The sequence below is a fragment of the Shewanella sp. W3-18-1 genome, assembly GCF_000015185.1.
In the GTDB taxonomy this organism is placed as follows: Bacteria; Pseudomonadota; Gammaproteobacteria; order Enterobacterales; family Shewanellaceae; genus Shewanella; species Shewanella putrefaciens.
Genome location: NC_008750.1, coordinates 1,743,532 through 1,755,926, shown reverse-complemented (window position 1 = coordinate 1,755,926; position 12,395 = coordinate 1,743,532). Strand labels below are relative to the sequence as shown.

The window sequence follows — 12,395 nt, the reverse complement described above, 5'->3', positions numbered from 1 at the left end:
ATTTAGCGCCAATCAGTCAAGCAAAGACAATATGACAAGTGTAAATTCAAACCATGTAAAAGTGAGTCAGACAGAGTGAATACACAAACAGTGAATCCAGCGACCTTGGATCAAGTCAACCCCACGATACTCGCGGAGTTGAAAGACATCATAGTCCCCGATCCTATTGGCGCTTGGCCATGGGCAATCGGTTATTGGCTGGTTTTAGTACTTGTGATTGCCCTCATTACACTCTTAGCTATCTGGCTAAGAAAACGCGCCCGTGACTTAGCGCCGAAAAAAGCCGCCAAGCAGTTACTGAATAGGCTTGATAGGCAAGCACCTTCCTATGTCTCTGACGTCAATAGTGTATTAAAACGTACCGCCATGAGTTACCTCAGCAGAGAAGCGATAGCCCCCTTAGATGGTGAGGCTTGGGCGACTTGGCTAGACAGCTATTTACCCGAGCATAAACGCCAACGGATCGGCCCTTTGCTAGCCAAACGCCATCAGCCAACGCCGTTGACCTTAGCTGAAACTAATGAATTGCATCAACTGGCACAGGCTTGGTTGACATCGAAAACAAAACTGAGTGCGCCTGAGCCGACTCATACGCAAATCCACCCAACTAACACTCAACAAACGGAGGCACAATGTTAACAATTACATGGCCTTGGTTATTGGTGTTATTACCCTTACCTTTGATTTTTTGGCGTCAACACACAGTACAAGTGGATGGTGGCCGTCTGCAATTACCCGGAATAAGCCAAACGGGCAAACAAAGCTTAGCGGCCAACACGCGCCAAAGCCGTAAACGCTATTGGTTGATGTGGAGCTTGTTAGTGCTCGCTATTGCTCGCCCGCAGTGGCTTGGCGATCCTATAGAACTACCAAGCAAAGGGCGCGATTTGATGATGGCGGTGGATTTATCTGGCAGTATGCAAATTGAAGATATGGTGGTAAATGGCAAAACTGTCGACCGTTTCACTTTAATCCAACACGTCGTCAGTGACTTTATTGAACGCCGTAAAGGTGATCGTATCGGCTTAATTTTATTTGCCGATCACGCTTATTTACAAGCGCCGCTCACGCAGGATAGACGTTCAGTGGCGCAATTTTTAAAGGAAGCGCAAATCGGCTTAGTGGGTAAACAAACGGCCATTGGCGAAGCCATCGCTTTAGCCGTTAAGCGTTTCGATAAAATTGATGAGAGTAACAGAGTACTGATTTTATTGACCGACGGCTCTAATAACGCGGGTAATATTGAACCTGAACAGGCGGCACAAATTGCCGCAAATCGCAAAGTCACTATTTACACTGTGGGTGTCGGGGCCGATGTAATGGAGCGCCGTACACTCTTTGGCCGCGAGCGGGTTAACCCTTCGATGGATTTAGATGAGAACCAGCTTAAGCATATCGCCGACGTCACCCACGGCCGCTATTTTCGCGCCCGTAACAGCCAAGAGCTAGACCAGATTTACCAAGAAATCGATAAACTCGAGCCTGTAAGTCGCGATCAATTAAGCTATCGTCCACAGGTCGAATTATTCTATTGGCCGCTAGCATTAGCACTTCTCACAAGTCTGTGGATTGCCCTTGCTCAATTGCCAATCTTTGCGGTACGCCGCGTTAAACCCTCTGTCGCCACCACTTCACAGGGGAAAATTAAATAATGAGCCTGCATTTTATTCGTCCCGAATGGCTATTCGCACTATTACCACTAGCCTTAGTGTTATTGATTTTATGGCGACATCACCAAAACCACAGTGCTTGGAACCGTTATATTGCACCGCACTTAGCCAAGATATTGGTCACCCAAGGCAGTAATAAATCCCGCCGTCCGTTGCATTTATTAGCCTTCACTTGGCTGATTGCAACTTTTGCACTCGCCGGGCCTGCTGTGAATAAACAGTCCTTACCTGTGTTTGCCGCAGAGCAAGGTCGCGTGTTAGTCATGGACATGTCTGTGTCGATGTTCGCCACCGATCTTGCGCCGAATCGATTAACCCAAGCCAAATTTAGGGCAACCGATCTGCTGCGTAATCTTAAAGAAGGTGAAACAGGTTTAGTCGCCTTTGCCGGCGATGCCTTTACTATCAGTCCTTTAACCCGTGATACTGGCACACTACTCAATTTACTGCCGACCTTAAGTCCTGAGATCATGCCAGTGCGTGGTTCAAACTTAACGGCAGGGCTAATCCAAGCCAAAATGCTACTGGCCCAAGGTGGTCATATCCGTGGTGATATTATCCTAATGACAGATGGTATTACCCCGCACCAATTTAATGAGGCCAACTCAGCATTAAGCGGCACGCAATATCGCCTCGCGATTATCGCTTTTGGAACGAGCCAAGGTGCGCCAATCCGGCTACCTGATGGACAATTACAGCGCGATAGCAGTAATGAAGTCGTGGTAGCCAGCACTGACTTTGCCTTATTACAAAAACTGGCAACGAACTATAAAGGCACATTAATCCAAAATCGCACCGATGGTAACGATTTACTCCAATTACAGCAGTGGTTGAGTGAAACGGGTGATGCTAAAGCCACGGATTTAGATGGCGAAACTTGGCAGGATCTCGGTCCTTACCTCGCATTATTATTACTGCTACCCGCCCTTTTCAGCTTTAGACAAGGAATCGTAGCCAGTATTGGGTTCGTCACTCTTACAGGCGGCTTACTGCTCGCGGCAGTGCCTCAGCCAGCCCAAGCCAGTCTGTGGAATGATTTATGGCAAACCGCAGATCAACAAGCGATGCAGGCCTATCAATCCCAAGATTATTCCAACGCTGCGAAACAATTTGAGTCGCCCCAATGGCGTGGCAGCGCACAATATAAAGCGGGGGATTATGAGCAAGCGTTAAAAACCTTCGAGCAAGATAGCTCAGCCCAAGGCCTATACAATCAAGGTAATGCATTGATGCAACTCGGTAAACCCGATAAAGCTAAGGAACGCTATCAAGCGGCGCTTGAACAACAACCCAACTTTCCCGATGCAAAGGCTAATCTTGCCCTTGCTGAAAAACTATTAGAAGAGCAGCAACAGCAAAGTAAAAATGATCAACAGAATAAAAACCAAGGTCAACAAGGGGATCAACAAAACTCATCAGACAATGGCGAGCAACAATCGAATGAGCAACAATCAGGCAGTCAAGCATCACAGGAGCAACAGCAGCCTGACCAAGATAAATCTCAGCAAAATAAATCAGAGCAAGCAGAACAAGGATCTAAAGAGCAACAGGATAATGCCAACGCGGATCAAAATCTTGAGCAGCAAAAAGAGGATGAACAACCGCCAGAACAAGAGAAGCTGAATGGTCATAATCAGAGTGATAGCGATGAAACACAAGAAAATGCGCCTGTAGAGAATGAAGCAAAAATGCAAGCACAGGCGAAAGCCGATACAGAGCAATCTGCTGAGCAAGAAAAACAAAACCTTGGTGCCAAGGAAGCTCCTGAGAAAAATACACCAGATAAACAAGACGCTACAATAACTGAATCACTCGAGCCGCCCATGAATAGCGAACCACTGCCACCAGAAATGCAGCGAGCCCTACGGGGCGTGAGTGAAGATCCACAAGTGTTATTGCGTAATAAAATGCAATTGGAATACCAAAAACGCCGTCAAAATGGCCAAATATTAAGGGATAACGAACAGTGGTAATCAGACAATTTTTTATCCTCTTACTCCTTATTATTGGAGTAACTCACCCCGTATATGCCATCACTAAGCTGGAGGCTTCAGTTGATCGAAACCCCGTGATGGAGGGCGAGTACTTTGTGCTAAATATCAGTGCTGATGATGAAATTGATACGGCTAAACTCGACACATCAGCCCTATTAAAAGACTTTATCGTCGGCCGTACTAGCGTGAGTCGCAGCACCCAGATAATGAATTTTGATGCGGTAAAAGAGACGCGTTGGCAAGTGCTCCTAGCACCAAAACAAAAGGGACAATTAACGATCCCAGCGTTCAGTATTGATGGTGTAAATTCTGCTCCTATTCCGCTCAAAGTGGTTGATAGCGGCAGCCAAGTCACACAAACAAACAATCTGTTTATTGATGCCAAAGTCTCAACCAATGAGGCCTATGTCGGCCAATTGATCACTTACAAGGTAAAACTCTATCTGGCGGTAGAGTTACAACGGGGGGTATTGAATGCTCCCGTCATTGAAGGCGCACAAATTAAGCAGATTGGTGAAGATAAAGATGGCTCAGAAATTGTTGATGGTCGTCGTTACCGTGTAATTGAACGCACCTATGGCATTATTCCCGACTTACCCGGTCAAGTGAATATCAAAGGCGCGACCTTCTCGGGTGATGTATTAGTCGAATCTCAACGCCGTGGCGGTATGTTTGGCTTTAATGAAAGCCGTCCTATGCAAGCTGGTGCACCGTCATTGACAGTACAAGTAGAACCCGCACCAGCAAGTTTTCAAGGCCAATGGTTAGTGGCAGATCTTGTCGTACTCAAAGAAAATTTCCCTGAGGAGAGTAAAGAATTTACCCTTGGCAATCCGATTACTCGAACAATCACGCTGTTAGCGTCAAATGCCGATGAAAATAGTCTGCCAGATGTTATGCAAGATTTACCCAATGAATTAAAGCAATACCCAGAAAAACCTCAACGCCAAACCTTTGTACGCGATGCACAAATTGTCTCCCAGTACAGTATTACCTCGGCAATAGTGCCAACCCAAGCGGGCACATTCATCTTGCCGGAAGTTAACGTCCCTTGGTGGAATCCACACCTTAAACGCCAAGAAACCGCTACGCTCCCAGCACGTACCATAGTCGTTAAAGGTGGAGCCGTTCCTGACGCTACAGTGCAACCTACTTGGCAAGTTGACAGCGATACCGAAAATTATTGGCCTTGGGTGAGTGCTCTTTTTGCCATGTTGTGGCTCGTCACATTCGTGGCATGGCGCCGCGCGCTGACACATAAAACGACTATCGTTGCAACTCCACATCCAAAAGCTGCACCAATACAAAGTTTAAAAGGCTTAGAACAAGCCTGCGCTAGCGGCAATACCAGCGATATTTTATCGCAATTGCAGCATCATTTTAGCCACACCACTGGCAATACCATGACATTAGATAAAATTGCGGCGCTTTCTCCCCAACTTGCGGAGGCGATTAATCGGCTGCAAAGCATCGCCTATAGCGCCAAAGGCAACACAACTGAAAGCCAACATCGCTTAAGTGACGCCGCCAATGCATTGCTTAACGCCGTTAAAGCCAGTGAGTTTACTCTGCCCTCGAAAGTCCATGCCCCTTTAAGTCCACTTAATCCAAGGTAGACATAGATAAATAAGGTAGACATAGATAAATGAGCTAGAAATAGTGAATACTAAAATAAAAAACGAAGTATAAAAATGTTTGCTTCTTGGCGAAATAAATCCGCTCAGCCTGCGGTCTCTTCAGACATGATGAGCAAGCAACGACGATACAACAGCCTAGTCAAGGCACTCCATGCCGATATTTTCCGTTATGCCTATTGGCTATGTGGTGATAAACACGTGGCTGAAGATATTACTCAGGAAACCTTCCTGCGGGCGTGGCGTGCTTTAGATTCACTTAAAGATGATAAAGCTGCAAAGGCGTGGTTAATCACTATCCTTAGACGAGAAAATGCGCGGCGTTTTGAACGTAAACAATTTGATTATGCTGATATCGAGCAAGACACATTAGAAGATACGCTTGGCAATAGTAGTGAAGAGTTAGTTGAACAATATTTAATCCGTAGGCACATTGCCAAGTTAGATATGGAATATCGTGAACCGTTGCTATTACAACTCATTGGTGGCTTTAGCGGCGATGAAATAGCTGAACTGATGGAGCTTAATCGTAATACCGTGATGACGCGCTTATTTAGGGCTAGAAATCAGTTGAAAGAGCTACTTGAAAAAAATGATGTAAGAGGTCAATCCAATGGATGAGCTTAAATTTAGACGTCAAGCTTTTGAAGATCCTCATAATCAAGATCCCGAGTTTCTCGCACAAATGCGTCAGAAGAGTGAACATCTGGCACTGGTTAATGAGCTAAAGGGCTTAGATGCCAAATTAATGCATGCACTCAAAATCGATGTTCCAGAAGATTTAGCCGACAAACTTATTTTGCGCCAACAGTTACAACAACACCATAAACAGCGCCGTCAAACAGGCTTTTTAGTCGCAATGGCTGCCTCTATCGCCTTTGTGGTCGGGGTAAGTTTTAGTTTATTACGGTTAGGCCCTGTCGATTTAGCAGCGCATGCTCTGGCTCATGTGTACCATGAAAATATTGCGTTACATATCGATCAAAACGTCAATGTTAACCAATTGAATGCTCAACTTGCTTCGATAAACAACCTTGGTAGAGTCAAATTCACACAGCAGCCGGGTAAGGTTTATTTCACCTCGTACTGTGATTTTCAAGGGGTGAAAAGTCTGCATTTAGTCCTGCAAGGGCAGCAAGGAAAAGTCACACTTTTTATTGTGCCTCTTGAGAAACGTATGGTTTTGGATCACACCTTTTCCGACAGTAAATATCAGGGAATAGGCTTTGAAACTGCAGAGGCATTTATTTTACTTGTAGCTGAAGATCAAGCTGATCTTCGTTTTGTAAAACAAGAAATCCAAAATATATTTATTTAACCCTATATTATCTAAATAGTTTTTAAATCGGCCTTAGATATTTATACACATCGCATGTTAGATTTTGATCACATTTCCATCTACTAATGGGTTCTTGCTCAAACATCTGGTAGCATGCTTGCCACTTTTAATAATAAAAAGATGGTATGGGCAATTATGGTGATCGAAAACCCAATTTTAATCACATTTGTAGGTTATTTAGTATTAATGATGGCCATCGGTTTTTGGGCTTACCGCGCCACGGATACTGTTGATGACTATATTTTAGGTGGACGTAAGATGGGGCCCGCTGTTACGGCACTTAGCGTTGGGGCGTCAGATATGTCAGGCTGGTTATTACTCGGCTTACCCGGCGCTGTATACTTAAGTGGTTTAAGTGCTGCATGGATTGGGATCGGTCTTATTTTTGGCGCGTGGCTTAACTGGTTATTTGTGGCAAAACGTCTGCGAATTTACACTCAATTGGCCGATAATGCCCTCACCCTTCCGGATTTTTTTGAAAAACGCTTCCACGATAATCAAGGCTACCTCAAGCTCGTTTCAGCCGTCACTATCTTAGTCTTTTTTACGTTCTATGCCTCTTCAGGTATGGTGGGGGGTGCCATTTTATTTGAAAAGGTCTTTGGTTTAGATTACACCGCAGCCTTAGTGATTGGCTCAGCTATTATTGTTGGCTACACTTTTATTGGTGGGTTCTTTGCGGTCAGTTGGACTGATTTTTTTCAAGGTTGTCTGATGCTTATCGCATTATTGATTATCCCTTTTGCGATTTTTTCCCACCCAGAAACCCATGCGGGAATTGACGCTATTGACCCTGCCATGCTGGCACTCGTCAATGATAAAACGACCACCATAGGTATGATATCGCTCCTTGCTTGGGGACTGGGTTATTTTGGTCAACCACATATTCTGTCACGCTTTATGGCGATTGGCAGTGCTAATGCACTACCACTATCTCGCCGTATTGCTATGAGCTGGATGATACTTTCACTTATTGGTGCTCTAGCAACAGGCTTGGCGGGTTCGGTATATTTTGCAACAACGCCCTTAGCGAACGCCGAAACGGTTTTTATTCATTTAGCTCAAGCGGCCTTTAATCCATGGATTGGTGGTCTATTAATCGCCGCTATTTTATCGGCCATTATGAGCACAATCGATTCGCAACTTTTAGTTTGCTCAAGCGTTATTACTGAGGATTTTTATCGCAAATGGCTAAGACCTGCTGCTGATGATAGAGAGTTAATGATGGTGGGTCGTTTAGGCGTACTCGCTATCGCTGTGATTGCGGGCATCATTGCACTGAACCCTGAGAGCAGCGTACTCAGTCTAGTGAGTTATGCTTGGGCGGGCTTTGGGGCAGCCTTTGGTCCCGTTGTCTTGTTATCCCTATTTTGGAAAAAATATAGCCGCAATGGTGCCATTGCTACTATTATTGTTGGCGCCTTAACCGTGGTGATCTGGAAACAATTAACGGGGGGAATTTTTGATGTATATGAAATTCTACCCGGCTTTATTTTGGCGATAATGACAGGAGTTGTTGTCAGTAAATTGTCTGCACCTAATGCCAAAATTATGGCAGAGTTTGAGCAATTTAAGTCCACACTGTAAACCTCTGGTTTGATAAAAAGCGTACACTTGTACGCTTTTTACATTTTGTATCTTTTTTATCAGCAAACCCTTACTTACAAACTATTAACCTACATTTAAACCCTATGGTTTTCTCAAACTCCTTCATATCAAGCGTCTGGCCAGACCATTTAATCACACCTAACAAAAAACACAGTCACAACACCATTTAATTAACTGAAAATTAACAAAAACTTAAATCTGGTCGGACTTGTTGAGGTTACATTCGATCCCTAAGATGCCGAAGACTTTAAAAGGATTTGACTATTGTTCTGGGGACGAAAGACGAACAAAAATCCAATAATGATAAAAATTGAGAGAATAATAATGAAAACATTCAACAAGACACTCATTGCCGTTTCGGTCGCATTAGCAAGCACGCAGACCTTGGCAGCGGGTTTCCAGCTCAATAGCCAATCCGCAACCGGCATTGGACGGGCATTTTCTGGTGATGCTGTGATTGCCGATAACGCTTCTGTTCTGTCACGCAACCCTGCTGCTATGGCATTATTTGATAAAGATGCACTCTCTGTTGGTTTAACCTATGTTGATATTACCGTTGATGTAAAAGATGTTAACTTTGCGGGCGGTGCAATCGATCTTGGCAGCATCGATGATGCGGGCAGCACAAAACTTATCCCTAACCTTTTCTATATCCACCCTATTAACGATAAATTCGCAGTAGGTTTTGCCGTATTCTCAAATTTCGGTACAGGCACAGATGCCAGTTCTCTGTCTAAAAATGAGCCTTTAGCGCCCTTTGACCTTTTAGGTAAAACAGAAGTCACCACAGTTAACTTTAATACCAGTGTTTCATACCGCATAAACGATATGTTCAGTATCGGTGCAGGTCTTGATGGTGTTTATGGTGAAGGCCGCCTCACTCGCGATGCCGGAACCACGCCTATCGTTGACGTCGATGCCGATGGCTGGGCATTAGGTGGGATTGTAGGGGCAACCATTGAGCTTAATAAAGAAAACCGTTTTGGTTTAAGTTACCGCTTTAGCCCAACGGTCAATGTTAAAGGTGATGTTAATACCATTTCTACTAAGGATTTATCCGCACTAGGACTTGGGGCACAAACCAAACTTGCCACCAGCTTTGATAGCCTTGATGTGCCATTAGCGGATATCTTCCAATTTGCAGGTTTCCATCAACTAACACCTAAATTTGCGTTGCACTACACAGCCCAATTCACTAAATGGGGTGACTTTCACCAAATTACAGCGAAAGATGGTGTAGCGACCATTCTCCCTGGTCAAGCCGGTGCAGGTATGTCAATCAATGCTGGTGATATCGCTCTCAAAGAGTATCAATGGAAGGACTCATGGTTAATGAGTCTGGGTGGTACATACACTATCAATGACCAATTTACAGTTCGCGCGGGTTACATGCACGATCAAGGCGTAGTGGATGAAATTAGCTCTATCTCTATTCCAGACTCAGATCGCAATTGGTTTACTGCAGGTATGAGCTACCATGTAAACTCGCAAAATACGGTTGATTTTGGTATCGCCTATGTTAAAGGTGAAGAAGTTCACTTAATTGAAAATAGCGCTATTACAGGTCCCGTCAATGCAATTACGGAATCAAGCGGTATGTACTACTCAGTACAGTACAGTTATCAGTTCTAATTGAGCATGAATCTACTTTAAAGCCGCATTTTTTGCGGCTTTTTTGTATCTTGTCCATTTATTGCCTACAGTTAATCCACATACACCTTAATGCAGCTACGGCTATGGCTAAAGTCATTGGACTCGGTGGGATTTTCTTTAAAAGTGTAGACCCTATTGCCTTGGCAACTTGGTATAAAAACCACCTTCAAGTCCCCATTGAAAACTGGGGCGGTGCCGCGTTCTACCATAATAATAAACCCACGCCTGGCTATCATGTTTGGACCCCATTAGCTCAAACTACTCACTATTTCTCGCCCTCGGATAAAAATTTTATGTTCAACTTTATCGTTGACGATCTGGCACAAGCACTCGTGCAGGTGATTGAAGGGGGTGGTCAGCAAGTCGGTATCATCGAAGACTCTGAATTTGGTCGTTTCGGTTGGTTTATCGACCCCGATGGTAACAAAGTTGAACTATGGCAGCCCAGTGCCATACCTTTCAAAAACTAAGCTATTGCTAGACCTCATTAAAGCGGCGAACATTCGGAATAAACCCAGTGCACCGCCCCTGTTTATTGGGTATCGTAGCTTGAGTTATCTAACGAAGAGATTGCCCCATGGAAAAAACAAACACACTCCCCGCCCTATTATTGGGTGGTTTCTTATGTGCAGGACTCATTTATGTGGGTCACAGTGCAAGCTCCGCATTGCTTGAAATGAAAGCCATGGAACGGACTGTCACGGTAAAAGGGCTGGCTGAAAAAGAAGTCAAAGCCAATGTGGCTATTTGGCCTATCAATTTCACTGAGGTCGATAATAACCTGCCAAAACTCTATGAAACTGTACAACAAAAAACCGACCGCGTGGTTAGCTTTTTAAAAGAGCAAGGCTTTAGCGACACAGAAATCACAATCTCACTGCCGTCCATTGAAGATCGTCAAGCTCAAGGTTATGTCGATCCCAACGTCAGATACCGTTACTCGGCAAAAGTGAATTTATCCATTTACACCCCGCAAATCGATTTAATGTTAAATACCCGCAAACAAATGATTAATCTGGCGAAAGAAGGTATTGCTATTGCAAGCCAAGACTATGAGAACCGAACTGAATTCCTCTTTACTGAACTCAATACAGTCAAGCCAACCATGGTACAAGAGGCTACTCAAAATGCCCGCGAAGTGGCTGAAAAATTTGCTAAAGATTCGGATTCTCGCCTCGGGAAAATTAAAAGCGCGAGTCAAGGCCAGTTTACGATTTCAGACCGCGACAGCAGCACGCCTTACATTAAACAAATTAGGATTGTTTCAACATTGACCTATTATTTGAATGACTAAATTTCAGGCTTAATCATAACTCATTGAAACATAGGAATAAGACGTTTGTTCGTCTTATTCCTAAATTAGGGAAACCCATAACATTAAATTTTTCTAATAAATATTGATTGCCTATTGAAAACAACTCCATTAGAATTTTCTCATTAACCGTGTATGAGGTGATACTAGTGATGATGCCTACTTCCCGCGCTTTACTCTTAGTTGTCGCTTTATCAAGCGCACAAATCCAAGCGAATACTATCGAAACCCTTGAAGTATTGAGTAAACCTTATGCCAATTGGGTGACTTTAGATGCCACCATTGAGGCAGTCAAAGCGGCAACCGTCTCAGCACAAACCTCTGGCCGCATCATTAAGCTCAATTATGATGTCAACGATATCGTCCCCGAGGGGGCTGCACTACTCGAAATGACCAGTAAAGAACAAGGGGCAGAATTAGCCAGCTTTGAAGCTGAACTTGCCAAAGCCAACGCCTTAAATAACGAGGCCCAAGCCCAATATACTCGCTACAAAGAGCTCTTTCCAAAAGGCGCTATCTCTAAAGGTGCGATGGATGAAGCCACTGCCAACGCTAAAGCCACTGAGCAAGCAGTTAGGGCAGCACAAGCTAGAGTCGTTAAAGCGACTGAATCATTAAAATATACCGTAGTATCAGCACCTTTTAGCGGCATAGTGACAGAACGTTTAGTGCAACTCGGTGAATCAATCAGCCCAGGACAACCGCTACTTTCAGGTTTTTCACAACATCAAATGCGGGCAATAACCCATGTACCACAGCGTTACATCAATCAGCTAAAAGATGCACCGCAATTTCGAGTGCACTTAAGCGATGGACGCGAATTTACCTCAACGGATCTCACTATCTTTAGCTTTGCCGATCCCGTAAGTCACAGTTATCAAGTGCGAATTAATTTGCCTAAAGATGAAGCTAATCTCCAGCCAGGTGTGTGGGCAAAAGCAACATTTAAAAATGGTGAGCGGGAAAAAATCCAATTGCCCATATCAGCATTACTGACAATGAATGAACTCAGCAGCGTCTATCTCAAACAAGGTAACGAATTTGTACTCACCCAAGTGCGTGTCACCGAACCTGTAGATGGTGAGGTCGAAGTACTGGCGGGATTAAGATCGGGTGACAAGGTCGCTGTAGATGCTTATCAAGTGCTGCTAAACAAGTCATCTCGCCCTGAGTGACTTATTGTTT

The 12,395-nt window shown here is 44.3% G+C and carries 11 protein-coding genes; all 11 read left to right on the top strand.

Annotated features, from left to right (window positions below; genetic code table 11):
- Positions 1-75 precede the first annotated feature (75 nt).
- The 11 genes from SPUTW3181_RS08070 to SPUTW3181_RS08020 all read left to right on the top strand — a co-directional run bounded on the left by SPUTW3181_RS08070 (position 76) and on the right by SPUTW3181_RS08020 (position 12,385).
- Positions 76-639: a DUF4381 domain-containing protein gene (locus tag SPUTW3181_RS08070; RefSeq protein WP_011788884.1), complete on the top strand. Its 564-nt coding sequence runs from the start codon at positions 76-78 to the stop codon at positions 637-639.
- A complete protein-coding gene (locus SPUTW3181_RS08065; protein ID WP_011788883.1) occupies positions 633-1,652 on the top strand; it encodes a vWA domain-containing protein in 1,020 nt (339 codons plus the stop codon). The genes SPUTW3181_RS08070 and SPUTW3181_RS08065 overlap by 7 nt, the downstream gene beginning before the upstream one ends.
- Positions 1,652-3,643: a vWA domain-containing protein gene (locus tag SPUTW3181_RS08060; RefSeq protein ID WP_011788882.1), complete on the top strand. Its 1,992-nt coding sequence runs from the start codon at positions 1,652-1,654 to the stop codon at positions 3,641-3,643. The genes SPUTW3181_RS08065 and SPUTW3181_RS08060 overlap by 1 nt, the downstream gene beginning before the upstream one ends.
- A complete protein-coding gene (locus SPUTW3181_RS08055; RefSeq protein WP_011788881.1) occupies positions 3,637-5,280 on the top strand; it encodes a BatD family protein in 1,644 nt (547 codons plus the stop codon). The genes SPUTW3181_RS08060 and SPUTW3181_RS08055 overlap by 7 nt, the downstream gene beginning before the upstream one ends.
- Before the next feature lie 75 nt (positions 5,281-5,355).
- The gene (locus SPUTW3181_RS08050; RefSeq protein WP_011788880.1) at positions 5,356-5,919 is read left to right on the top strand and encodes a sigma-70 family RNA polymerase sigma factor; all 564 of its coding nucleotides are present in this window, start codon (positions 5,356-5,358) and stop codon (positions 5,917-5,919) included.
- Entirely contained in the window at positions 5,912-6,616 is a 705-nt protein-coding gene (locus SPUTW3181_RS08045) for a DUF3379 domain-containing protein (protein WP_011788879.1), read from the top strand. Before SPUTW3181_RS08050 ends, SPUTW3181_RS08045 begins: the two co-directional genes overlap by 8 nt.
- 156 nt (positions 6,617-6,772) lie before the next feature.
- On the top strand, positions 6,773-8,224 hold the full coding sequence (putP, locus tag SPUTW3181_RS08040; protein WP_041408359.1) for a sodium/proline symporter PutP: 1,452 nt from the start codon (positions 6,773-6,775) through the stop codon (positions 8,222-8,224).
- A gap of 345 nt (positions 8,225-8,569) precedes the next feature.
- The gene (locus tag SPUTW3181_RS08035) at positions 8,570-9,877 is read left to right on the top strand and encodes an OmpP1/FadL family transporter (protein WP_025008718.1); all 1,308 of its coding nucleotides are present in this window, start codon (positions 8,570-8,572) and stop codon (positions 9,875-9,877) included.
- A gap of 104 nt (positions 9,878-9,981) precedes the next feature.
- Positions 9,982-10,368: a VOC family protein gene (locus SPUTW3181_RS08030; protein ID WP_011788876.1), complete on the top strand. Its 387-nt coding sequence runs from the start codon at positions 9,982-9,984 to the stop codon at positions 10,366-10,368.
- A 107-nt stretch (positions 10,369-10,475) separates the two neighbouring features.
- The gene (locus SPUTW3181_RS08025; protein ID WP_011788875.1) at positions 10,476-11,192 is read left to right on the top strand and encodes an SIMPL domain-containing protein; all 717 of its coding nucleotides are present in this window, start codon (positions 10,476-10,478) and stop codon (positions 11,190-11,192) included.
- A gap of 170 nt (positions 11,193-11,362) precedes the next feature.
- Entirely contained in the window at positions 11,363-12,385 is a 1,023-nt protein-coding gene (locus SPUTW3181_RS08020) for an efflux RND transporter periplasmic adaptor subunit (protein ID WP_011788874.1), read from the top strand.
- The last annotated feature ends 10 nt before the right edge of the window (positions 12,386-12,395 follow it).

What these genes read in the sequence shown, in the direction of transcription:
- SPUTW3181_RS08065 (WP_011788883.1), top strand. Translation starts at nt 633, where the DNA reads ATGTTAACAATTACATGGCCTTGGTTATTGGTGTTATTACCCTTACCT.
- SPUTW3181_RS08060 (WP_011788882.1), top strand. Translation starts at nt 1,652, where the DNA reads ATGAGCCTGCATTTTATTCGTCCCGAATGGCTATTCGCACTATTACCA.
- SPUTW3181_RS08050 (WP_011788880.1), top strand. Translation starts at nt 5,356, where the DNA reads ATGTTTGCTTCTTGGCGAAATAAATCCGCTCAGCCTGCGGTCTCTTCA.
- SPUTW3181_RS08045 (WP_011788879.1), top strand. Translation starts at nt 5,912, where the DNA reads ATGGATGAGCTTAAATTTAGACGTCAAGCTTTTGAAGATCCTCATAAT.
- putP (WP_041408359.1), top strand. Translation starts at nt 6,773, where the DNA reads ATGGTGATCGAAAACCCAATTTTAATCACATTTGTAGGTTATTTAGTA.
- SPUTW3181_RS08035 (WP_025008718.1), top strand. Translation starts at nt 8,570, where the DNA reads ATGAAAACATTCAACAAGACACTCATTGCCGTTTCGGTCGCATTAGCA.
- SPUTW3181_RS08030 (WP_011788876.1), top strand. Translation starts at nt 9,982, where the DNA reads ATGGCTAAAGTCATTGGACTCGGTGGGATTTTCTTTAAAAGTGTAGAC.
- SPUTW3181_RS08025 (WP_011788875.1), top strand. Translation starts at nt 10,476, where the DNA reads ATGGAAAAAACAAACACACTCCCCGCCCTATTATTGGGTGGTTTCTTA.
- SPUTW3181_RS08020 (WP_011788874.1), top strand. Translation starts at nt 11,363, where the DNA reads ATGATGCCTACTTCCCGCGCTTTACTCTTAGTTGTCGCTTTATCAAGC.